Origin of the sequence: Rahnella woolbedingensis (assembly GCF_003602095.1) — a bacterium.
GTDB lineage: Bacteria > Pseudomonadota > Gammaproteobacteria > Enterobacterales > Enterobacteriaceae > Rahnella > Rahnella woolbedingensis.
The window spans coordinates 81191-103302 of the sequence record NZ_RAHH01000022.1 but is presented as its reverse complement, the minus strand read 5'-3'; the positions used below and the strand labels follow the sequence as shown (position 1 = coordinate 103302).

Below are 22112 nucleotides of genomic sequence, written 5' to 3'. Positions count from 1 at the left end.
CTCTGTTCTAGGGGATTGAATCCGCCAGCTAAGATTATTGCATTTGGATCAATTTTTTTTATTGCCTTACTTGTTACACAGTTTTTTCGAAATGTCATATTCGATAGTATCGCAACATCTATCGTGAGAATGAAGTCACCGACATCTGTAGATTATAATTCTGCATTTTTTTTATGTTTCTCTTTATCTGCACCTGCATTTTTGATTGTTTTCTTTTCCGCCCCGCTTATAGAGGCGTATATGAAAGTACCGGAGCTGGCCAATGTGATCCGGGGAACAGGAATTATTATTGTCGTCAGCGGATTGAGCCGGACACACGAGGCTTGGTTAACGCACAATATGATGTTCCGCCCCTTAGCGATAAGATCAATCTGTTCTATCTCTATCGGGGGCGTTGTCGGGGTGGTGCTTGCATATAAAGGCTATGCTGTTACCAGTCTGGTGGTTCAGCAAGTTGTCACTTCCCTGATTTCTCTGGTCGTGCTGTGGGTGACAACTCCCTGGAAGCCAAAAATGAAAATTTCGAAGGATTCAATTCGCGAGTCTTTAGGGTTTTCTAAGCATGTGGCTCTGAGTAATATTACTAACTTCGCGAATCAAAATAGTGATGTTTTCTTTATTACATACTTTATTGGAACAGCAGGTGCCGGTGTTTATTCGGCTGGTAAGCGTATAGTAAACACCCTGAACACCGTTCTCTCGTCCGCATTAATGCGGGTTTCATTACCCGCATTCACCCGGTATAAAAATGACTTGAATGAATTTGGTAAAAAGTATCTGCAAGCAACCTATTTTACAGTTCTGGTAACAGCGCCTGCTTTTGTTGGCCTTAGTTCTTTATCCCATGATATTACTTTTCTGCTGCTGGGACAGAAATGGATGCCATCTGTACCCATAATGCAGATTGTCAGTGCTGTAGGTTTTGTTACATCTATTGGATATTACAATCATTCCGTCATGTTTGCCCGTGATAAACCCGAGTGGCAAGCCAGATTAACACTGCTTTATGCAATAAGTAATGTTTTGGCATTTTATATTTTTGTGCGATTTGGTTTGATTGCCACTGCACTGGTATTTTCCATCCGTACAATACTTCTTTACCCTGTTTCTGCATGGTGTGCATTAACATTGTTGAATTTAACATTCAGACAATACATAAGAGAGATTATTGTTCCCATTATATGCTCCGGGGGCATGTGTTTGATTCTGATGGGTATGCAGGAGTTTACGTTATTAAATGAGTCCTGGTCTGGAATAGCAATAAAAGTTCTCGTTGGTGCGATATTTTATTTTATTCTTATTTTCACTATCACGTCTAAGAGTAAGAAGATAATGATACTTTCATTCACGAGAAAGATATTTAAGAGGGGTTAGATAAATTTATGGCAACGCAATTAGCATTAGTTAGCATCCTTATTCCTCTTTTCAACTCTGAAAAGTATATCAGGAAGGCCCTGGAGTCTGTTGCTTTTCAAACCTATTCTAATATAGAAGTGGTTATTGTCGATGATTTTTCTAATGATACCTCAGTGGCAATCGTTGAAAATTTTTTTATTGAGCACGCTCATATTGCTCATAGTATTTCTCACAATGTCAAAAATGAAGGGGTATCTTTCACACGGAATGAGTTGGTGGATAATGCAAAGGGTGATTTTATTTGTTTTTTGGATTCTGATGACTACTTCGAGCATGATGCTATAAGTTATTTAATAAATATTGTGGTAAATAATAATACGGATATAGGCCAGTGCTTGTACTACTCTGAAACACCTGAAGGCGTCCAAACTGGTACAGTAAATAAATTTTCTCCCAATAGGACACTCAGAGGTAAAGAGGCTGTTTTTTCCATGCTGGACAATGAAATAACAGGTTTTCTTTGGCATAAAATATTCAAAAGGAATCTTTTCAGGAATGTTAGCTTTGATGCTAAGTTACCTGTTTTTGAAGACTACCTTGTTATTATGAAAATGTTTATCAATGGAGCTGACATCTCATTTGGCAGCGAACCTAAGTACCATTATATTCAGCATAATTCCTCGTTAACAAAAATGTCCTATCGAAAAGCGCTAGACAGAATGCAATACCTGGAAATTACAAAGTCACTGGTAAATCCTTTAATTATTTCAGGTTCAGATGAGTTGAAGATAATAAAACATGAGTATATTGTGAGTTTGATGGTTTTTATTAATGCAATTAAATTTGGTGCTCCGAAAAATGAAGTTAAAGAAATAGAAAAACACATCAATGTTTCTTATTTACTCAGGTTAAAATCTCAGCTTAATTATAAGAAGTTTTACTCAATACTCATGATTAAAATTTCACCTGCATTACTATTTTTTGCCTTTAAAACGATCTTTAAAATCAAAAAATAAATTACTCAATATTTGCCTGTACTCATTATGAATGATAATTCAGTTATTTCTCTACGCACCGAATCGTTATTTTCCATGATTTAATATTATCTGAATTTTTTCTTGAGACGAATATTATGATCCTTCCAGTAATCATGGCTGGTGGCACCGGTAGTCGTTTGTGGCCGATGTCTCGCGAGCTTTATCCAAAACAATTTCTTCGTCTGCATGGCGATCACTCAATGCTTCAGGAAACGATCACCCGTTTAGATGGGTTGAATGTTTCTTCGCCGCTGGTTATTTGTAATGAAGAGCATCGTTTTCTTGTCGCTGAACAATTGCGGCAAATAAACCAACTTTCGGACAATATTATTCTTGAGCCGGTCGGGCGCAATACGGCGCCTGCGATCACGCTGGCTGCGCTCAGTGCTATCGATGACGGCCATGACCCGCTGTTACTCGTCCTTGCCGCTGACCATGTAATTGAGTCTCCAGCGGCCTTTCATCGGGCCGTACAGAATGCTATTTCGTTTGCCGAGCACGGGAAACTGGTGACTTTCGGCATTGTGCCGACAGGCCCTGAAACCGGATACGGCTATATACAGCGGGGGACGGAATTCAGCGGTGATGCCGAATCTGTTTTTAGGGTGCAACGGTTTGTTGAGAAACCTAATCTTCCTACTGCATTGCAATATCTTGAAAGCGGCGAGTATTACTGGAACAGCGGCATGTTTCTGTTCCTTGCTAAGCGTTTTCTTGAGGAGATGCAGAAATTCAGACCAGACATACTCGAAGCTTGTCGCAAAGCTATTGAAACCGCGCAGTCGGATGAGCAACAGGATTTCATTCGTGTGGATAGAGAATCTTTTATTTCCTGTCCGGATGAGTCTGTTGATTACGCGGTCATGGAAAAAACCACTGATGCGATCGTGGTTCCTTTAGATGCGGGATGGAATGATGTGGGTTCCTGGTCGGCGCTTTGGGAAGTGAATGACAAAAACGGTGAGGGGAATGCCGTTAATGGTGATGTATTTACTCATAATGCGACGAATTGCTATATCAACACTGATGAGAAATTAGTGGCAGCGATTGGTGTGGATAATCTGGTGATTGTTAATACGAAAGACGCCGTATTAGTAATTGATAAAAACCAGGTTCAGGATGTTAAAAAAGTCGTCGAGTATCTGAAAAGTAATAAGCGCCGGGAATATCGTTTACATCGCGAATCATATCGGCCATGGGGACGTAACGATAATATCGTGACCGCGCCGCGTTATCATGTGAACAGGATAACCGTAAAACCCGGAGGACAGTTCTCATTACAAATGCATCATCACCGGACTGAACACTGGGTAATTCTTTCAGGTACCGCCAGGGTTATTCTCGAAGATAAGGATTATCTGCTCACTGAAAATGAATCCACTTTTATTCCCGTTGGTGCTCAGCATCGTCTGGAAAATCCTGGGAAAATTCCACTGGAGCTTTTGGAAATACAGTCGGGCTCTTATCTGGAAGATGACGATATTATCCGTATAAAAGATCACTATGGTCGCTGTTAATTTAGGGGTAAAATATGTCAGGTAAATTAACCTGCTTTAAAGCTTATGATATCCGCGGTGAATTAGGCATCGAATTAAACGAAGACATCGCTTACAGAATAGGTCGCGCTTATGGCGAATATTTAAAGCCTAAAAAGATGGTATTAGGCGGGGATGTCCGTTTAACCAGTGAATCATTAAAGTTTGCCCTGGCCAGAGGGTTGCAGGACGCTGGTACTGATGTGGTCGATATTGGGGTTACGGGAACGGAAGAGATCTATTTTGCCACTTCCTACCTGGCTTTGGATGGTGGTATAGAAGTCACGGCCAGCCATAATCCGATGAATTATAATGGCATGAAGCTGGTCCGCGAGAACTCAAAGCCTATAAGTGGCGATACCGGCCTGCGCGATATCCAGGCGCTGGCGGAAGCAAATGCTTTTGGGCTGGGGGACAGCGCTTCCCGTGGGACCTACGAAAAAGCCTCAGTGCTTGATGCTTATGTGGACAAGCTTCTTAGCTACGTCAATCTGGACAATTTTACCCGGCCACTGAAACTGGTCATCAACTCTGGTAACGGTGCTGCCGGACATGTTATCGATGCCATTGAGCAGCGTTTTATTCAGGCAGGCGCGCCGGTTGAGTTTATCAAAGTGCACCATCAGCCGGATGGCACCTTTCCGAACGGTATCCCTAATCCGTTATTACCGGAGTGCCGGCAGGATACCACTGACGCTATTATTAAACATAAAGCGGATATGGGGATCGCATTTGACGGGGATTTTGACAGGTGTTTTCTCTTTGATGATGCAGGTAACTTTATCGAAGGTTATTACATCGTGGGTCTGCTTGCGGATGCCTTTCTCGAAAAATATCCCAGCTCACGTATTATCCATGACCCGCGCCTGAGCTGGAATACCATTGATATAGTCACCGAAGCCGGTGGTATACCGGTAATGTCGAAAACCGGTCATGCTTTTATTAAAGAACGTATGCGTCAGGAAGATGCGGTCTATGGTGGTGAGATGAGCGCCCATCATTACTTTCGCGATTTCTATTATTGCGACAGCGGAATGATCCCCTGGTTGCTGGTCGCTGAGTTATTACATGTTAAAGGGAAATCACTACGACAATTAATTAATGACCGGATCACGGCTTATCCTGCTTCCGGCGAAATTAACAGTTACCTGCAACACCCCAATGAAGCTATTGCCCGCGTGTTAGCCATGTATCAAACTGATGCGGTTAAAGTGGATCATACTGACGGGATCAGTCTTGAATTTGATGAATGGCGTTTCAATCTCCGCAGTTCTAATACTGAGCCTGTGGTTAGGTTAAATGTAGAATCCCGCGCTAATACAAAACTCATGCAGGAACAAACCAGAAGAATTCTATCCATTCTTCGCAGTATGTAATGATTAATAATATTTTAATTAAGTGAGTGATAGTAACTCGCTCTGGATTCGCATTGCTCACTTATCAATTTATAAGGTTAAAAATATGTCACATGATGTGAGTGTGGGGATTGTCGCTGACTGGTTGGTGACATTTGCAGGGTCAGAAAAAGTTATCGCCGAATTTATTAAATTATACCCACACGCAGATATTTACTCTGTTGTCGATTTTCTTTCTGACGAATCGCGTAAGAAGTTCTACGGTAAGGAAGCGAAGACATCTTTTATTCAGCGCTTGCCTTTTGCTAAAAAGAAATATCAGCAATACCTGCCTTTAATGCCGCTGGCTATAGAACAACTTGATGTCACCGGGCATGACATTGTGCTCTCCAGCAGCCATGCGGTGGCAAAAGGAGTGCTGACCGGCCCTGACCAGTTGCATATTAGTTATGTGCATTCTCCGATCCGTTATGCCTGGGATTTCCAGCACCAGTATTTGCGCGAGGCAGGCCTGAACAAAGGTTTCAAAGGCAAGCTGGCCCGCTGGTTTTTGCATAAAATCAGGATCTGGGATTACCGGACCGCCAATGGTGTGGATCACTTTATCGCGAATTCGCACTTTATCGCCCGCCGGATTAAGAAAGTCTATGGCCGCGATGCTGATGTTATTTATCCGCCAGTTGATGTAGAGCGCTTTACATTGCAGGAGAATAAAGAGGATTTCTATTTTACGGCTTCTCGCATGGTGCCTTACAAACGTATTGACCTTATTGTTGAGGCCTTCAGCCAGATGCCAGATAAGAAGCTGGTGGTCATTGGTGATGGCTCTGAAATGAGCAAAATTAAAGCGAAAGCGGGCAGTAACATTGAAATACTGGGTTATCAGCCTGACGATGTAATGCAAGATTATATGCGACGTGCGAAAGCGTTTGTTTTTGCAGCGGAGGAAGATTTTGGCATTACGCCGGTTGAAGCGCAGGCCAGCGGGACACCGGTGATTGCTTTTGGCAAGGGAGGTGTTCTTGAAACTATCAGACCTTACGGTGAAAAGAATGCGACCGGAGTATTTTTCGCGGAACAAACAGCAGAATCACTCATTAAAGCCGTACATCACTTTGATACGATACAGAAATCTATTCTTCCGCTGGACTGTCGCGAAAATGCGTTAAAGTTTTCTGCACAACGTTTTCATAATGAACTGGATGAATATATCAAAACTAAATGGCATGACTTTAATGAGAGCAAACGCGTCGTTTATTAATATTGTTATTTTCATTTTATGTCGTTGACTTACTAATCTGCAATTCATCTCACTTACATAACCTTGCAATTATAATCGTGCATCTTTCCTGATGCTTTTTAAATTGTAATCTAAGGGTTTACTATGTCTAAGGTCGCTCTTATTACCGATATCTCCGGGCAAGACGGCTCCTATCTGGCTGAGCTTTTGCTTAAAAAAGGTTACATCGTCCACGGTATTATTCAACACCGTCCGGTTATGAATACTGAATCTTTCAATGATGATGAATATTTTAATCATCCTGATTTTCGTATTCATCATTATAACCAGGGCGAAATTTCCAATTCGGGTGGATTGCTGGCGTTGATTCGTCCGGATGAGATTTATAATCTGGATATCACCAGCGGGACAGCAACTCACTCCACTTTACCCGCCGTCGGGATCAGTGCTCTGAGAATGCTGGAAGCTATCCGTTCGCAGGGACTGGAGCACAAAACCCGTTATTACCATGCGTCATCTCCCACATTGTGCGGACTGGTTGATGGAATGTCGATCAACGAAATGGTCACATTTAATGTGCCTTCTGCGGATGCGGTCGCGCAAATCAGCGACTTCTGGACGGTGGTGAATTACCGGGAAACTTTTGGTATGCACGCCTGCAACGGCATTCTGTTTAACCATGAATCGCCGCGGCGCAATGAACGTTTTGTGACGCGTAAAATCACGCGGGGCCTGGCAAATATCACGCAGGGACTGGAGAAATGCCTCTATCTGGGCAATCTCAATGCATTACGCGACTGGGGCCACGCCAGGGATTATGTCAAAATGCAATGGCTAATGTTACAGCAGGATAAACCTGAAGATTTTGTCATTGCCACCGGCGTGCAATTTACAGTGCGTCAGTTCGTCACATTTGCCGCCCTTGAGCTCGGGATCAAGCTTCGCTTCGTCGGTAAAGGTATCGAGGAGAAAGGTGTGATCGCGGCGATTATCAGCCCGTTAGCAGCGGCACTCAAAGTCGGGGACGTCATTGTCGCCGTCGACCCCCGTTGTCTCCGCCCGGCAGAGGTCAGCAAGGTTTCAGCAAACCCGTCAAAAGCGCGGCGTCAGTTAGGCTGGGCCCCCGAAACCTCATTGCAGGATTTGGTGATTGAGATGGTGCTGGCCGATCTGGCCACGGCCAAAAGGGCTGCGCGCCTGAAGCTGTACGGATAACGGCAGCTGCCTTTTGTGAAGAAGTACAAAAAATCCGGAGAATGCGCTGACATTCTCCGGCTTTTTTTTGCCTGCTATTTACCGCCCGTACATCAGCCAGACGCCCACTGAAACAGCAGCAATATTGGCAGCGATGCTTAACATAAACCAGGTGCGGAAAGGTTGTTTATGCGTTTTATGCCTGAAAAGTTGCTGACCGACCAGGGCTCCGATCCAACCCCCGAGCAGCCCGAACAACAGTAGCGTGTTTTCCGGTATCCTCCGCCAGCCTCTGCAGGCTGCAAGCTTATCGGCCCCGTATATCAGCAGTGTCAGCAGGTTGAGCAGGTGCAAACCGATCCAGACAGGATATGGCGTAATGAGGCTGGTACCGACCACTAAAACCAGCAGGACGTAACACGCAGAATTCATTGAGATATCACCGGAAATTGAAGGAAGATCCCGTGTAACCAGTAAGGTTGTAAATGCCAGAAAGCAAAAAACCCGCCATAGGCGGGTTCTTCTAAATATGGTGCCCGGACTCGGAATCGAACCAAGGACACAGGGATTTTCAATCCCTTGCTCTACCGACTGAGCTATCCGGGCAACGGGGCGCATTAAACCGTATTGGGCATGTGTCGTCAACGGCTTTTTGTGACAACGGGGGTGTTCGTCATCTGAATGATGCTTTTTACGACGATTTGTCGATTTAACTGCCGCAATCGGCGGTTTGCCGGAAATTTACAGGATGAATTCCCGGCCAGGTGGTGTCGTATTTTGTAAGAAAATCGCGCGATTTACAGGGTTGAACAGGGGTCTAAAAGATGCCATTATTGCGCCGATTTATTAAACAACTCTGTTCCCGTTTTCACGCGACAGCTCAAGAGGGTTGCGGCATGGCTGGTTTATCACATCGCGCTTTTTATAAGTGCAGAAAAAATCTGATGATGATCTCCGGGTGCTGTAAACACCACGATTTCAGCTTTTCTCCTTATGCAGTTTCTTTCATGCGGTAAGGCTACCGTTTGTCCGCTGTTAGGCATTATTAAAAACAGAGAGTCATCCACAGGGCATTTCTCTGATTTTACTGTTGTCTATCAGACGTGGCTGGCCTGAAACTCGATTTGTCACCACTTTGCCGTACCGGCATTGTCCTGCCGCACTCGATAACTCGCTTCAGCTAACGTCATTTGCCGGGCCGGGATCTGCGCGCAATTGTTCTACGACGTAAGAACCTGCTCATTGCCGTGCCATCTGGCACACCCTCTTACTTAACCGTTTGAGAGTCTGAATGAAACACTTAAAACTTGCAGCAAGCGCTTCAGTCGCCCCTTATCTCCAGACGGCACGTCTGGTCGTTGACCTGCGTCGCGCCGATTACGCGGACGTTGCGGCCATCATCATTTCTGTGGGTGACCTCAACCACGGCCGGCTGGCGGAGATTGAAACGCTGGGATTTGGTATTCCCGCGTTTGTTGCTGTGCAGGGAACGGAGCAGGTTTCGCCGGAATTTTTACCGGTGCTGAAAGGCGTGATCACCTTATCGGATGCTAATCAGGCGTTTTATGCGGCACAAATTGAATCCGCCGCCCAGGCTTATGAGGAAGCGCTATTCCCGCCGTTTTTCGACACGCTGAAAAAGTATGTTGAGATGGAGAACGCCACGTTTGCCTGTCCGGGACATCAGGGGGGGGAGTTCTTTCGTCGCCATCCGGCCGGGCGTCAGTTTTATGATTTCTACGGCCCGAATATTTTCCGCTCCGACATGTGTAATGCGGACGTCAAACTGGGCGATTTGCTGATCCACGAAGGCTCGGCGAAAGACGCTCAAAAGTATGCTGCTAAAGTCTTCAGTGCCGATAAAACCTATTTCGTGCTCAATGGCACGTCTGCGGCCAATAAAGTCGTCACAAACGCGCTGCTGACCCGCGAGGACCTGGTGCTGTTCGACCGTAACAATCACAAATCAAACCACCACGGCGCGCTTTTGCAGGCAGGCGCGACGCCGGTGTATCTCGAAACAGCACGCAACCCGTTTGGGTTTATCGGCGGCATTGATGCGGCCTGTTTCGACGAAGCTTATCTGCGTAAACAGATCAAAGAAGTGGCGCCGGATCGCGCTGACGAGAAACGTCCGTTCCGTCTGGCGATTATCCAGCTCGGCACCTACGACGGCACGGTGTACAACGCGCGTCAGGTGGTCGATAAAATCGGTCATCTGTGCGATTACATCCTGTTTGATTCCGCATGGGTCGGTTACGAGCAATTCATCCCGATGATGAAAGAATGCTCGCCGTTGCTGCTGGAGCTTAACGAAAACGATCCGGGCATTATCGTTACGCAGTCGGTGCATAAGCAGCAGGCAGGATTCTCCCAGACTTCGCAGATCCACAAGAAAGACAATCACATCAAAGGCCAGAAGCGTCATTGCAGCCATAAAAAGCTGAACAATGCGTTTATGATGCACGCCTCCACCAGCCCGTTTTATCCGTTGTTTGCCGCACTGGATGTGAATGCGCGTATTCATGCCGGTGGCAGCGGAAAACATATGTGGATGGAGTGCGTGAAGCTCGGCATCGAAACCCGCAAAATGCTGTTGGATCAGTGCTCGATGATTTTGCCGTTTGTACCGCCAACGGTAGGTGGCAAACGCTGGCAGGATCATGAAACGAATGAGATGGCTAACGATGTGCGCTTCTTCGATTTTGTGCCGGGTGAGCGCTGGCACGCGTTCGACGGTTACGCTGAGAAGCAGTATTTCGTTGATCCGTGCAAACTGCTACTGACCACGCCGGGCATCGATGCATCCAGCGGTAAATACACTGAGTTCGGGATCCCGGCGACCATTCTGGCCAACTATCTGCGCGAGAACGGCATCGTGCCGGAGAAATGCGACCTGAACTCGATCCTGTTCCTGCTGACGCCTGCCGAAACACCGGCCAAAATGCAGTTGCTGGTGGAAGAGCTGGTGCGCTTTGAGCAGTACATCGAAGAAGATGCACCGCTCAGCGAAGTGTTGCCGACGGTGTATCGTAAAAACGAAGATCGTTACCGCAATTACACCATCCGTCAGCTGTGCCAGGAAATGCATAACCTGTACGTCAGTTTCGATGTGAAAGAGCTGCAAAAAGAGATGTTCCGCGAAAAGAGCTTCCCGAAAGTGGTGATGAATCCACAGGACGCGCACAACGAGTTTATCCGCGATAACATCGAGCTCGTGGCAATTGGTGATGCCGAAGGGCGTATCGCCGCAGAAGGCGCGTTGCCGTATCCTCCGGGCGTGCTGTGCGTAGTACCGGGCGAACTGTGGGGCGGGGCGGTACAGCGTTACTTTATGGCGCTGGAAGAGGGGATCAATCTGTTACCTGGCTTCTCGCCGGAATTACAGGGCGTGTATATCGAGAAGAAACCGGTCGGCTGGAAACGCGTGATGGGGTACGTTCTCGCGCAATAGTCCACCTGAAAACCCATCTCCGGATGGGTTTTTTATGGTTATCTCCCGGTAATAAACGGGCGTCCGGAACTGTGATGCAGGTCGAAAATAACCCTATCATTCAGTCAGAGTATAGATACCTGCGTCACAGTTGATTAAAAGCATAAAACGTAAATGAGAAATCACAATATTCAGAGTGATTTTCTGGAATTATAACTAATGCAGATCTCCATCTTAATAAAGGTGACTGCATGTCAGCATTAACTGAAAGGATCAGTGCGAAAGAAAAACTGGGTTTTGGATTAGGTGATGCCGCAAGTCACATTGTTTTTGATTCCTCTGTCGCTATTCTTGCTTATTTCTATACGAATATTTATGGCTTACCGCCGGCTGTAATGGGCACGCTGTTCTTAGTGGTCAGGGTGCTTGATGCGGTCACGGATCCTATTATGGGTGCCATTGCCGATCAGACAAAAAGTCGCTGGGGAAGATTTCGTCCCTGGTTACTGATTATTTGCATTCCTTTTGCCGTCAGTTGCGTACTGGTTTATTCGACACCGAACTTTGAACAGACCGGTAAAATTATCTATGCAGTCTTCGCCTATATATTTATGACCTTAATGTACACGGCGATTAATATTCCTTACTGCTCTTTAGGCGCGGCTATTACGGCGGATCCGCAGGATAATCTTTCCCTGCAATCCTGGCGCTTTGCGATTGCGCCGATCGGTGGCGCAATGGGCACGGCGCTTATCCTGCCGTTAGCGGATTATATCTCTCCAGGAGACCGTGCGACCGGCATGCAGTGGGCGATGGGCATCTTCGGCGTAATTGGTTGCGTGATGTTCTTTGTGTGTTTTCTGACGACGCGGGAACGTATTACGCCGGTGAAGGAAGAGAACATGAATATTGTCCGCGATGTCCGTGTTCTTTTGCAAAATGACCAGTGGCGGATCCTCTCCGTTTATAATCTTGCTATGTTATGCGGCGTGGTTGTTCGCGGCAGTTTGCTGGTTTATTTTGTGCAATATGTTCTTCATCAGGGAAGTGGAATTATTTCCATGTTCATGATGGCGACCACTGTTGCCGCCGTTATCGGCAGTTTATTTGCCAAAAAGCTCGGTTCGTGGATGTGTAAAATCCGCGCGTCGATTTGGGTAAATATATTAAGCGCATTCGCTGGATTACTCTTCTTTGTGCTCCCCACCGATTACTGGATCCCTGCCTTTATCGTGCATATTGCCCTTAACTTATTACAGGGGATAAATGCGCCGCTGCAATGGTCAATGATTACCGATGCCAATAATTACGGCGAATGGAAAACCCAGCGCCGTATAACCGGGATGAACATTGCAGCGAATATTTTTGTGATTAAGCTCGGTGTGGCGATTGGTGGCGCGCTGACAGGCTGGGGGCTGGCATGGTTTGGTTATCAGGCGGGCGTGGAACAACAATCGGCAGAAGCGGTACGCGGCGTTCTGATTTTATTCACCGTCTTACCGGCTATTTTCTATCTGATAACGGCTTTCTCTATCCGTTATTATCAGCTGACAGAAGAGCGCATGAATCACATTGTTAGTGATTTGGGTGAAGGTAAATTCCAGACGCAAAGTCTGCAAACGCAGAGTGTACAGATTCACAGTTAAGGCGTTCGTACCGGCTCCTCACGCCTGAAGAGCCGGTACGGTAAACGTTAATCCACGCGGCGGTAACTGCGCTGAGTATTGTTCACTTTGTACAGATAGCGGCGCGATTCTGCCGACGGGTGTTTTGTCGTCAGAGTGGTGTAAACGTCACCCGGTGCCATATTGTTGATGATGTTAAACGCCTGCGTTTTGTTCTGTGAGAACACGCGAAGAACGCTGCCTGCACCACCGTTATAAGCCGTAATCACTGCATAGCGACGTGAAGTCGGGTTATCGATATTCCCCAGATACACGTTTTGAAGCATCGCCAGATAAGCCGTACCGGTATTAATATTATTCTGTGGATCAAACAGATAGCTTCGGCTTGGTTTGCCCCATTTGCCCTCAGATTTGAACACATCCACCCCGGCGGTGTGCTGCACAACCTGCATCAGCCCCAGCGCATCGGCATTACTCACCGCATAAGGGTTAAAGGCAGATTCAGTTTGCATAATCGCGAGTATCAGTGACTGATCGACGCCATATTTGGCGGACGCCTCACGGATCATCGGCAGATATTTATGCGCACGTTTGTTCAGGTGGTTTGGCACCATCTGGATAGTCACGGAATAAATCACGTGCAGACCGGACTGACGGCGCATCAGCTTGTTCTGAATCAGATAATCAGCAAAGCTTGCCGCACGGCCTTCCCAGCGGATTGGCTGACCGGTGTTATCGAGAACCTGACCGTACAACATCGGTTCACGGCTGATCTGGATATCGTTGGCATCGGAATAGAGGTCAACATTGCCCGGATCGTCGCCCACCAGCAATGTGCTGACAATAGCCTGACGCAGGCTTGCCGCCGGATCCGTGCCTGAAATAGTTTCGAGGGTGATGGTACCCGCATCAAAGTTGATGTGACTGCGGGTGTAATACTGATCGCTATATTTCACGTAGTCTTTCGGACCCGCGATCAGCACTTCATTCATTCCCCAAATGTTTTCGATGTTGTGGGCAAACTGCCCCATCAAAATATCGAATCCGTTGGTGTCTTTTACATAAGCTTCGTTGAACTGGTCTTTCTTGCTGCCGGAGCAGGAGATCAACATGGGCGCGATAACCAGCAAAGCTAAAATTTTCTTCATCTTACAAACCGTTTCTGATGAAAGAAGCAGGCACCCGGAGTGCCTGCCTTAATGTTTCAACCATTGTAATAAATGATTATTTTGACGGCGGGGTATAGCCTTCGATATGAACGTCCTGGCCTTCGAACAGAAAGTTGACCATTTCCTGTTCCAGCAATTTGCGGTCTTCCGGATTCATCATGCTGAGTTTCTTTTCGTTGATAAGCATGGTTTGCTTGGTCATCCACTGAGACCAGGCTTCTTTAGAAATCTCATTAAAGATACGTTTGCCAATCTCGCCAGGGTACAGCTGGAAGTCTTGCCCTTGTGCATCACGCTTGAGAAAAGTACAAAAAATCGTTCTGCTCATGCTAATTCCTTATCGATCGTTCTTTTGGGTCGGTTCTTTGGCCAGTTGCGTCAACAGACGCTCTACCGGCGCGGCCAGCCCGACGGATTGTGGTTGCGCTAAGTTATACCAGAGACCCGCACCTTCATCCATGCAACCCGCAGCAGAACGCAGATTTAACCACATCGGGACAATATCCAGATGGAAATGGCTGAAAGTGTGACGAAAAGCGGTCTGCTGCTGCAACTGATTTTGCGTAACACCGTATTTTTTCAGCCCGAGAGCCAGTTCATCTTCGCTGGTAAATTGCGGGAAGCAGAACAGCCCGCCCCACAGGCCAACCGGCGGACGCTGTTCCAGCCAGACTTTATCTTCCTGCTGGATCATCAGCATAAACGCGGTCTTTTCCGGCAGGGTTTTCTTCGGTTTTTTACCGGGATATTTCGCCCAGCTGTGATGTGCATAAGCCTCGCAGCCTGATTTCACCGGGCACAGTTCGCACTTTGGCTTGCTGCGGGTGCAAACCATCGCACCTAAATCCATCATCGCCTGATTAAACTGGGCAACGCCTTCAGCGGGGGTGACATCTTCGCTTATCGTCCACAGCTTGTTTTCGGTTTTCTTCTCGCCCGGCCAGCCGTCAACGGCATAGCAGCGGGCCAGCACGCGCTTCACATTCCCGTCTAAAATAGGGTAGTGCTGATTGAGTGCCAGCGACAAAACCGCGCCCGCAGTGGAACGGCCAATGCCGGGCAGCGCGAGGATTTCATCAAAGGTCGTCGGGAACACGCCGCCGTGCTGACTGGCAATGGTCTGCGCCGCTTTATGCAGGTTACGCGCGCGGGCGTAATAGCCCAGACCGGTCCACAGATGCAGAACTTCATCGAGCGGCGCGGCGGCCAGATCAGACACCGTCGGAAAGCGTTGCATAAAGCGTTCAAAATACGGAATAACAGTCGCTACCTGCGTTTGCTGCAACATCACTTCTGAAAGCCAGACTTTATAAGGTGTTTTTGCGATTTGCCACGGCAGCGTTTTGCGGCCATAGCGCTGATACCAGTCGAGCACCAGAGGTGAGAAACGTTGGGCTTCCATCATGGGTGAATTACAGTCCGGCAGGGTTAAAAGACGGGGCTGATCACATCACAGTTCCCGTCTGGCTGTAAACCGGAACTTTCCGCACTGCTTTACGCACGCTATTGACGGATTTCCTGCCCGCAAGCCTTGCTAATCGGGAGTAAGTTTGGATAATGCGCCTTTCCTTATATGTAGTGACCAAAGCACAGGCATCCGCGCGCGGGTACCGCGTCTTGCCAATTGGAGTGGAAACACCATGAAAAACGACGTCATTTCACCGGAATTCGACGAGAACGGTCGCGCAATGCGCCGTATCCGTAGCTTTGTCCGCCGTCAGGGCCGTCTGACTAAAAGTCAGCAATTTGCGCTGGACAACTTCTGGCCGGTGATGGGCGTGGAGTTTCAGGCACAACCACTGGCAATTGATGCCTTATTTGGTCGCTCAGCACCTGTTGTACTGGAAATCGGTTTCGGCATGGGCACTTCGCTTGTGACGATGGCGCAGCAGAATCCTGATCAGAACTTTATCGGGATTGAAGTCCACTCGCCGGGTGTCGGCGCGTGTCTGGCGACCGCGCACGAAGAGGGTGTCAGCAACCTGCGCGTGATGTGTCACGATGCGGTTGAAGTGCTGGAAAAAATGATTCCGGATGGCTCGCTCGACATGGTGCAGCTATTCTTTCCTGACCCGTGGCACAAAGCGCGTCATAATAAGCGTCGTATCGTGCAGCCGGAGTTCGTTGAGAAGCTGCGCAAAAAACTGAAAGTGGGCGGTGTATTCCACATGGCAACCGACTGGGAGCCGTATGCGGAACACATGCTCGAAGTAATGACCCGTTTAGAAAGCTGGGCGAATCTGTCGCAGGATGGTCACTATGTCCCGCGTCCGGAATCGCGCCCGGTGACCAAGTTCGAAATGCGTGGCCAGCGTTTAGGCCACGGCGTATGGGATCTGATGTTTGAGAGGAAGCAATAATGGCTACAAATCGCAGTCGTCGTTTACGTAAGAAGTTACACATTGCCGAGTTCCAGGAACTGGGCTTCTCTGTAAAATGGCGTTTCCCGGAAGGTACCGCGGTAGAAACCATTGATGAATCTCTGGATAAATTCATCGACGGTGTGATCGAGCCAAACAAACTGGCTTTCGATGGCAGCGGCTATCTGCAATGGGAAGGTCTGGTTTGCCGCCAGGACATCGGTCACTGCACTGATGAACAGCGCGCGCAGGTCAAAAAATGGTTAGAAGACCATAAAATGGAAGACGTGGAAGTTTCCGAATTGTTCGATATCTGGTGGGACTGATCCCACCGGTCAGATAAATTCTGAATCTTTGAAAGGTGCCTTCTGGCACCTTTGTTACATCTGGAGGCAGGACGTTGGGTACCGAACTCGATAACAGTTTGCTGGAAGATATTCTGGCACAGGTCAGGCCGCTGATTGGCCGCGGCAAAGTTGCCGATTACATTCCTGCACTGGCCGAAGTCAGCCCCGATCATTTAGGGATTGCCGTGTTTACCACGAAAGGGGAGATCTTTCGTGCCGGTGATGCCGGAACCCGTTTTTCCATTCAGTCTATTTCAAAAGTGCTCAGCCTGACGCTGGCGCTGACCCGTTATCAGGAAAGCGAAATCTGGCAGCGCGTCGGCAAAGAGCCTTCGGGGCAGCCATTTAACTCTCTGGTACAGCTCGAACTCGAGCAGGGAAAACCACGCAATCCGTTTATCAATCCTGGCGCATTAGTGGTCTGTGATTTGCTGCAAACCCGCCTGACTGCACCGAAGCAAAGAATGCTGGAAGTGGTGCGTCAACTGGCCGGATCGGCGGATCTCAACTACGATCGGCACGTTGCACGTTCTGAATTTGAACATTCTGACCGCAATGCGGCAATTGCCTATCTGATGAAATCTTTTGGTAATTTCGACAACGACGTCATCACTGTTTTGCATACTTATTTCCACTACTGCGCACTGCGTATGAGCTGTGAAGAACTGGCGCGAACCTTTGTTTATCTTGCCAATAAAGGCCATCCGCTGGGCAGTGAAAAACCGCTCATAGATGCCCGTCAGGCGCGGCAGATTAATGCGATGATGGTCACCAGCGGCATGTACGACGGCGCGGGTGAATTTGCTTATCGCGTGGGGATGCCGGGCAAATCCGGCGTGGGTGGCGGCATTATTGCTGTCGTTCCCGGCGAAATGTGTATCGCGGTATGGTCGCCGGAACTTGATGCGGCAGGGAACTCTTTGGCAGGTATTGCTGCCTTAGAATTACTGGCGCAACGTATTGGCCGTTCAATTTTTTGAGTTTGCTGTCTTAAGGGAGAGTACATGTTAGTAAAAAGCGGAGTGGTAAAAACCGGATTGGCTGCATTGCTGGCGCTGACCGCGTGGAGCGCGCAGGCTGATTATCAGTGTGCGGTGCAACCTAAAGACGATGTTGTCATCAAGCCGCAAACCGTGCAGGTTGTGGGCAAAAACGGTGACTTACTGATTACCCCTAACGGTAACGTGACGCTTAACGGAAAAGACATGACCCTGAGCGCCAGACAGCGTCAGGAAGCGATCGATTACCAGGCCGGTTTGCGCCGCGACCTGCCGTGGATTGATCAGGGTGCCACGGCGCATCTCGAAAAAGGCCGCGTGGCGGTTGACCGGGTGATCGTCGAGAAACTTGGCACTGACAGCAATGTACGTAACCGTCTGGTCAAGCTGGACAAACAGCTGAAAGAGCAGATGAATCTCATCATTGAACATCGCACCGACGGGCTGACCTTCCACTACAAAGCCGTGGATCAGGTGAAACAGAATGGCCAGAAGCTGATGGAACAAACCATGGGCGGCGTGATGCAGGACAGCATCAACGAAATGGGCCTGAAACAGGCGGCCAGCGGCGGAAATCCGTTGCAGGCGATGATGGGGAATCTGGGCGGGTTACAACAGGCCGTTCAGGACGAGTGGAGCAAGCAGGAAAAAGAGTTCAAAGCCTTTGGCGATGACGTCTGTAAGCGCGTCACGAATCTGGATACCCAGCACAAAGCGTTGCTGGCAGATTTGAAGCAGTAATCTGCCGAATGACAGAGACAAAAAAAACCGCGATTACGCGGTTTTTTTATCTATGCAATCCCGAGACTTACTCCGCTAAAAACAGCTCAAGCAGCGAATTCAGGAACAGCTTCCCTTTGCTGGTGATCTGCCAGTGCGTATTGGTTTCTACCAGATACCCTTTGGCAATCGCTTCGTCTAACTGTACGCGGATCACCTGTTCATCCAGTCCGGTATACAGACCAAACTCTTCGCGCGGCGCGGCTTCCAGCAGGCGGAAGCGGTTCATGAAGAATTCAAACGGCAAATCTTCGGTCTCGACCGGATGCTGTTTATCCATGTAACGCCCCTGCATGTAACCGCGCGGGTGTTTGGTTTTCACGGTACGCAGAATTTGCCCGTCGGGTTGTGTCAGTTTGCCATGCGCGCCGCAACCGATGCCGAGATAATCCCCGAAGCGCCAGTAATTCAGGTTGTGCTGACACTGATAGCCCGGTTTAGCATAAGCAGAGGTTTCATATTGCTGATACCCGGCTGCGGTTAGCAGCTGATCGCCTTGCTCGAAAATATCCCACAGCGCGTCGTCGTCCGGCAGCTTAGGCGGGCGCGAGGCATACATCGTATTGGGTTCTATTGTCAGCTGATACCACGACAGATGCGGAGGATTAAGCGCGATGGCCTGGCGTAAATCATCCAGCGCTTCTTCCAGCGTCTGATCCGGCAGACCGTGCATCAGATCCAGATTGAAACTGCGCAGGTTCAGGCCGGTCGCCAGATGCGCCGCGCGTTTTGCTTCTTCAGGGCCGTGAATGCGTCCCAGACGCTCCAGTTTCTGCGCATCAAAACTTTGCACGCCGATGGAGATACGATTCACTCCGGCGCGCTGATAGCCGCTGAAACGGTCTGCTTCGACGGTACCCGGATTAGCTTCCATGGTAATTTCAGCACCCGCCTCGAGCGGTAAACGCGCGCGCACGCCGTCGAGCAGATTCTGCATCGCTTCGCTGCTCAGCAGGCTTGGGGTTCCGCCGCCGATAAAAATTGTCCCTACGTTGCGCCCGCCCACCAGATGCAGGTCCGCATCCAAATCGGCCAGCAGATGCGCGACATAATCGTCATGCGGCACTTCACCCTTTAACGCGTGCGAGTTGAAATCGCAGTAAGGGCATTTTTGCACGCACCACGGAATATGAATGTAGAGACTCAGCGGCGGTAATTTACGCATTCTTCTGTACGGCCTCTTTCATCGCGGCAAACAACAGTTTTAATGCCTGACCCCGGTGCGAAACCGCACTTTTTTCTTCGCGGCTCAGTTCTGCGGCCGTTTTACCCAGTTCCGGAACATAGAAAATGGGATCATAACCAAAGCCGCCTGCGCCTGCTTCAGCAAAGGTGATTTCGCCGGCCCAGCTGCCGTGGCAAACCAGCGGAGTCGGGTCTTCAGCGTGGCGCATATACACCAGCACGCAGTGGAATTGCGCACTGCGCTGGCCCTGCGGCACATCTTTTAACGCCACCAGCAGTTTATCGAGATTTTCCTGATCGCTGGCATCAACGCCTGCGTAGCGTGCGGAATAAATCCCCGGCGCGCCCCCGAGAAAATCCACCGCCAGACCGGAGTCATCAGCAACAGCAGGCAAACCGGTGATAGCTGCCGCGTGGCGGGCTTTCAGGATGGCGTTCTCAATGAACGTCAGGCCGGTTTCTTCGGCAGATTCAACGCCGAGTTCGGTTTGTGCGACCACGTCCAGCCCGAAATCGGCCAGAAGATGTGCGAGTTCACGTACTTTACCGGCGTTGCCGGTAGCTAATACGACTTTCTGCATGGGAGAGTCCTGACTTAAACGTTATTCAGCGAGCAGTACCGCGACCTCAGTCGGGATATTTTGCGGATTTGTAATGCGGACTTGTTTATGGCGGCCCAGCTCGCCCTTTTCGATGCTTATCTGACTTTTGGCGACTTTAAACTGTTTTGCGAGAAATTTCACCAGATGTGTATTGGCTTGTCCGTCTACCGGCGGGGCGGTGATGGCGACTTTCAGCTCATCGCCATGCAAACCCACCAGGCTGTCACGGCTGGCTTTGGGCTGGATAACCAGCCGCAAAACCAGCGCGTCAGACTGCCAGACGACCGGACTTAAAGCTGGAACCACAACGCACCCAGCAAATCCATACCGAGATAATTCAGCATATACAGGATAAGGATCACCACCATCGCTGAGAAATCGATACCGCCCATTGCCGGAAGAATACGGCGGATAGGTGCCATCAGCGGCTCAGTCAGCTGCATCAGCAGATAATCCATCGGGCCACGCCCCTGACTCACCCAGCTCATCAGCGAGCGGATAATCACCAGCCAGAACACCAGATAACCGGCCGCTTTGACCAGCGCTATCAGGCCAATCAGCAGGCTGCTCAGACTAAAGAAGATGGCTCCGCTTTGGATAAGCAACAGCAGCGGGAATTTGATGGTGCAAAGAATGAAAGCCAGCAGCAGACTTGCGCTGTCAATCGGGCCCAGCGGCGGAATAATCCGGCGAAGCGGTCCGATAATTGGCTGAGTAATCTTCACCACAAACTGTGAAAACGGGTTATAGAAATCTGTACGAGCCCACTGCATCCAGATGCGCAGCAGTAAAACCATCACGTAGAGGTCAAGGAGGGTCTTAACCAGAAAAGTCAGCGTTAACATAATTCTCCTATGCCCTTCATCCTTCGCGCTGCTTCTGCGTTGGCTGCCTTCGCAAACCCCGGTCACATACTGATATATGCTCCCGGCGATTTGACTCAGTTGCCGCCCTGACGCAACGCGAATGATTTTGGGCAGTATTATTTTTATTCGTTCTTATTAGAACAGTTTTTCCATTTCCTGCGCACGGGTAATGGCGGCCTGCATGGCCCCGGAGACAATCTCCGGTAATTTACGATCAGTGAACACTTTCAGTGCTTCAAAGGTCGTGCCGCCTTTGGACGTCACATTCTCACGAAGTTGTGACAATGGCGTGTCGGGGCTGGCTGCAACCAGTGCGCTGGCACCGCTGGCGGCTTGTTCAACCAGCATCCGCGCGGTTTCAGCGCTGAATCCCAGACGCTGCGCTTCGGCCTGCATCGCTTCCATAAACAGGAAGAAATAGGCCGGTGCGCTGCCCGCAGCAGCAATCACGTGGTTGATACCTTCTTCGGTATCGACCCAGCAAATTTTACCGACGGCGGTCATCAGTTCGCCGCTGTAATCACGATCAGCCTGTGAAACCTGTTCAGGTGCATACAAACCGCTCATGCCCTGACCGACCAGCGAAGGGGTGTTAGGCATAATCCGCACTACGTTCAGATTTTCGCCCAGCAGCTCGCAGAAACGCGCCACGCTGACGCCTGCGGCAATCGACAGTACCAGCTTGCCGCTAAAATCCACGTCTTTTTGCAGTGCTTTACACACATCCGCCATCATTTGCGGTTTTACAGACAATACAACGACATCTGCTGCTTTCGCACAGCCACTGTTATCGCTGCTGCTTTGTACGCCATATTTGGCGGCCAGCGCATCGCGATGGGTGGTGGAAGGGGCACAAACGCTGATCATATTGGCCGGATAACCACTTTCAACCAGTCCGGAAATGATGGCGCCTGCCATGTTACCGGCGCCGATAAAACATATTTTGCGATGTTGCATTCATGCTCCTTTCTTTTTATGGGGGCTGAATTGAGCCAATCAATAGTAAAGCCGTAAACCGGCAGATTCCGGT

At 49.0% G+C, this 22112-nt stretch carries 21 protein-coding genes and 1 tRNA gene; 12 read left to right on the top strand and 10 right to left on the bottom strand.

Annotation, left to right across the window (positions count from 1 at the left end; all coding sequences use genetic code 11):
• From D6C13_RS18025 to D6C13_RS18000, 6 genes are all read left to right on the top strand, one after another.
• Positions 1–1374 (top strand): lipopolysaccharide biosynthesis protein (locus D6C13_RS18025; protein WP_244212716.1); only part of this gene is annotated, 1374 nt, incomplete at its 5' end.
• Between the two features lie 8 nt (positions 1375–1382).
• Positions 1383–2372, top strand: coding sequence for a glycosyltransferase family 2 protein (locus tag D6C13_RS18020; RefSeq protein ID WP_120134075.1), 990 nt, complete (start codon positions 1383–1385; stop codon positions 2370–2372).
• A 116-nt stretch (positions 2373–2488) separates the two neighbouring features.
• The gene (locus D6C13_RS18015; protein WP_120134074.1) at positions 2489–3910 is read left to right on the top strand and encodes a mannose-1-phosphate guanylyltransferase/mannose-6-phosphate isomerase; all 1422 of its coding nucleotides are present in this window, start codon (positions 2489–2491) and stop codon (positions 3908–3910) included.
• 14 nt (positions 3911–3924) lie between these two features.
• Positions 3925–5304 (top strand): phosphomannomutase CpsG, encoded by a 1380-nt coding sequence (gene cpsG / locus D6C13_RS18010; protein ID WP_120134073.1) that lies wholly within the window; start codon positions 3925–3927, stop codon positions 5302–5304.
• A gap of 85 nt (positions 5305–5389) precedes the next feature.
• On the top strand, positions 5390–6544 hold the full coding sequence (locus tag D6C13_RS18005; RefSeq protein ID WP_120134072.1) for a glycosyltransferase family 4 protein: 1155 nt from the start codon (positions 5390–5392) through the stop codon (positions 6542–6544).
• Positions 6545–6667: 123 nt separating this feature from the next.
• Positions 6668–7738 (top strand): GDP-mannose 4,6-dehydratase, encoded by a 1071-nt coding sequence (locus D6C13_RS18000; RefSeq protein WP_120134071.1) that lies wholly within the window; start codon positions 6668–6670, stop codon positions 7736–7738.
• Between the two features lie 78 nt (positions 7739–7816).
• Here D6C13_RS18000 and D6C13_RS17995 read toward each other — a convergent pair whose 3' ends face one another.
• Positions 7817–8149, bottom strand: coding sequence for a DUF1294 domain-containing protein (locus D6C13_RS17995; protein WP_120134070.1), 333 nt, complete (start codon positions 8147–8149; stop codon positions 7817–7819).
• Between the two features lie 98 nt (positions 8150–8247).
• Positions 8248–8323, bottom strand: a tRNA-Phe gene (locus D6C13_RS17990).
• A gap of 685 nt (positions 8324–9008) precedes the next feature.
• Here D6C13_RS17990 and speF point away from each other — a divergent pair.
• Both speF and D6C13_RS17980 read left to right on the top strand, forming a co-directional pair.
• The gene (speF, locus tag D6C13_RS17985; protein ID WP_120134069.1) at positions 9009–11171 is read left to right on the top strand and encodes an ornithine decarboxylase SpeF; all 2163 of its coding nucleotides are present in this window, start codon (positions 9009–9011) and stop codon (positions 11169–11171) included.
• A 230-nt stretch (positions 11172–11401) separates the two neighbouring features.
• A complete protein-coding gene (locus D6C13_RS17980) occupies positions 11402–12796 on the top strand; it encodes a glycoside-pentoside-hexuronide (GPH):cation symporter (RefSeq protein WP_120134068.1) in 1395 nt (464 codons plus the stop codon).
• A gap of 47 nt (positions 12797–12843) precedes the next feature.
• On the opposite strand, the gene mltC is transcribed toward D6C13_RS17980, so the two are convergent.
• The 3 genes from mltC to mutY form a co-directional block, all read right to left on the bottom strand.
• The gene (gene mltC, locus D6C13_RS17975; RefSeq protein WP_120134067.1) at positions 12844–13923 is read right to left on the bottom strand and encodes a membrane-bound lytic murein transglycosylase MltC; all 1080 of its coding nucleotides are present in this window, start codon (positions 13921–13923) and stop codon (positions 12844–12846) included.
• A gap of 76 nt (positions 13924–13999) precedes the next feature.
• Positions 14000–14272 carry an oxidative damage protection protein gene (locus D6C13_RS17970; protein ID WP_120134066.1) on the bottom strand — a complete coding sequence of 91 codons (273 nt, stop codon included), beginning with the start codon at positions 14270–14272 and terminating at the stop codon, positions 14000–14002.
• Between the two features lie 9 nt (positions 14273–14281).
• A complete protein-coding gene (gene mutY / locus D6C13_RS17965; protein WP_120134065.1) occupies positions 14282–15349 on the bottom strand; it encodes an A/G-specific adenine glycosylase in 1068 nt (355 codons plus the stop codon).
• A 235-nt stretch (positions 15350–15584) separates the two neighbouring features.
• On the opposite strand from mutY, the gene trmB reads away from it, so the two are divergent.
• The 4 genes from trmB to D6C13_RS17945 all read left to right on the top strand — a co-directional run bounded on the left by trmB (position 15585) and on the right by D6C13_RS17945 (position 18390).
• A complete protein-coding gene (gene trmB, locus D6C13_RS17960; RefSeq protein ID WP_120134064.1) occupies positions 15585–16304 on the top strand; it encodes a tRNA (guanosine(46)-N7)-methyltransferase TrmB in 720 nt (239 codons plus the stop codon).
• Positions 16304–16630 carry a YggL family protein gene (locus D6C13_RS17955; RefSeq protein ID WP_120134063.1) on the top strand — a complete coding sequence of 109 codons (327 nt, stop codon included), beginning with the start codon at positions 16304–16306 and terminating at the stop codon, positions 16628–16630. The genes trmB and D6C13_RS17955 overlap by 1 nt, the downstream gene beginning before the upstream one ends.
• Positions 16631–16704: 74 nt before the next feature.
• Positions 16705–17631, top strand: coding sequence for a glutaminase B (gene glsB, locus D6C13_RS17950; RefSeq protein WP_120134062.1), 927 nt, complete (start codon positions 16705–16707; stop codon positions 17629–17631).
• 24 nt (positions 17632–17655) lie between these two features.
• Positions 17656–18390: a YggN family protein gene (locus D6C13_RS17945; RefSeq protein WP_120134061.1), complete on the top strand. Its 735-nt coding sequence runs from the start codon at positions 17656–17658 to the stop codon at positions 18388–18390.
• Between the two features lie 67 nt (positions 18391–18457).
• On the opposite strand, the gene hemW is transcribed toward D6C13_RS17945, so the two are convergent.
• The 5 genes from hemW to proC form a co-directional block, all read right to left on the bottom strand.
• Positions 18458–19594, bottom strand: coding sequence for a radical SAM family heme chaperone HemW (hemW, locus tag D6C13_RS17940; protein ID WP_120134060.1), 1137 nt, complete (start codon positions 19592–19594; stop codon positions 18458–18460).
• A complete protein-coding gene (locus D6C13_RS17935) occupies positions 19587–20195 on the bottom strand; it encodes an XTP/dITP diphosphatase (protein WP_120134059.1) in 609 nt (202 codons plus the stop codon). Before D6C13_RS17935 ends, hemW begins: the two co-directional genes overlap by 8 nt.
• A gap of 21 nt (positions 20196–20216) precedes the next feature.
• Positions 20217–20522, bottom strand: a complete 306-nt coding sequence (yggU, locus tag D6C13_RS17930) for a DUF167 family protein YggU (protein ID WP_120134058.1) — start codon at positions 20520–20522, stop codon at positions 20217–20219.
• Entirely contained in the window at positions 20507–21061 is a 555-nt protein-coding gene (locus D6C13_RS17925; RefSeq protein ID WP_120134057.1) for a YggT family protein, read from the bottom strand. Before D6C13_RS17925 ends, yggU begins: the two co-directional genes overlap by 16 nt.
• 156 nt (positions 21062–21217) lie before the next feature.
• Positions 21218–22039, bottom strand: a complete 822-nt coding sequence (gene proC, locus D6C13_RS17920; RefSeq protein ID WP_120134056.1) for a pyrroline-5-carboxylate reductase — start codon at positions 22037–22039, stop codon at positions 21218–21220.
• Positions 22040–22112 lie beyond the last annotated feature (73 nt).

What these genes read in the sequence shown, in the direction of transcription:
- D6C13_RS18020 (WP_120134075.1), top strand. Translation starts at nt 1,383, where the DNA reads ATGGCAACGCAATTAGCATTAGTTAGCATCCTTATTCCTCTTTTCAAC.
- D6C13_RS18015 (WP_120134074.1), top strand. Translation starts at nt 2,489, where the DNA reads ATGATCCTTCCAGTAATCATGGCTGGTGGCACCGGTAGTCGTTTGTGG.
- cpsG (WP_120134073.1), top strand. Translation starts at nt 3,925, where the DNA reads ATGTCAGGTAAATTAACCTGCTTTAAAGCTTATGATATCCGCGGTGAA.
- D6C13_RS18005 (WP_120134072.1), top strand. Translation starts at nt 5,390, where the DNA reads ATGTCACATGATGTGAGTGTGGGGATTGTCGCTGACTGGTTGGTGACA.
- D6C13_RS18000 (WP_120134071.1), top strand. Translation starts at nt 6,668, where the DNA reads ATGTCTAAGGTCGCTCTTATTACCGATATCTCCGGGCAAGACGGCTCC.
- D6C13_RS17995 (WP_120134070.1), bottom strand. Translation starts at nt 8,149, where the DNA reads ATGAATTCTGCGTGTTACGTCCTGCTGGTTTTAGTGGTCGGTACCAGC.
- speF (WP_120134069.1), top strand. Translation starts at nt 9,009, where the DNA reads ATGAAACACTTAAAACTTGCAGCAAGCGCTTCAGTCGCCCCTTATCTC.
- D6C13_RS17980 (WP_120134068.1), top strand. Translation starts at nt 11,402, where the DNA reads ATGTCAGCATTAACTGAAAGGATCAGTGCGAAAGAAAAACTGGGTTTT.
- mltC (WP_120134067.1), bottom strand. Translation starts at nt 13,923, where the DNA reads ATGAAGAAAATTTTAGCTTTGCTGGTTATCGCGCCCATGTTGATCTCC.
- D6C13_RS17970 (WP_120134066.1), bottom strand. Translation starts at nt 14,272, where the DNA reads ATGAGCAGAACGATTTTTTGTACTTTTCTCAAGCGTGATGCACAAGGG.
- mutY (WP_120134065.1), bottom strand. Translation starts at nt 15,349, where the DNA reads ATGATGGAAGCCCAACGTTTCTCACCTCTGGTGCTCGACTGGTATCAG.
- trmB (WP_120134064.1), top strand. Translation starts at nt 15,585, where the DNA reads ATGAAAAACGACGTCATTTCACCGGAATTCGACGAGAACGGTCGCGCA.
- D6C13_RS17955 (WP_120134063.1), top strand. Translation starts at nt 16,304, where the DNA reads ATGGCTACAAATCGCAGTCGTCGTTTACGTAAGAAGTTACACATTGCC.
- D6C13_RS17945 (WP_120134061.1), top strand. Translation starts at nt 17,656, where the DNA reads ATGTTAGTAAAAAGCGGAGTGGTAAAAACCGGATTGGCTGCATTGCTG.
- hemW (WP_120134060.1), bottom strand. Translation starts at nt 19,594, where the DNA reads ATGCGTAAATTACCGCCGCTGAGTCTCTACATTCATATTCCGTGGTGC.
- D6C13_RS17935 (WP_120134059.1), bottom strand. Translation starts at nt 20,195, where the DNA reads ATGCAGAAAGTCGTATTAGCTACCGGCAACGCCGGTAAAGTACGTGAA.
- D6C13_RS17925 (WP_120134057.1), bottom strand. Translation starts at nt 21,061, where the DNA reads ATGTTAACGCTGACTTTTCTGGTTAAGACCCTCCTTGACCTCTACGTG.
- proC (WP_120134056.1), bottom strand. Translation starts at nt 22,039, where the DNA reads ATGCAACATCGCAAAATATGTTTTATCGGCGCCGGTAACATGGCAGGC.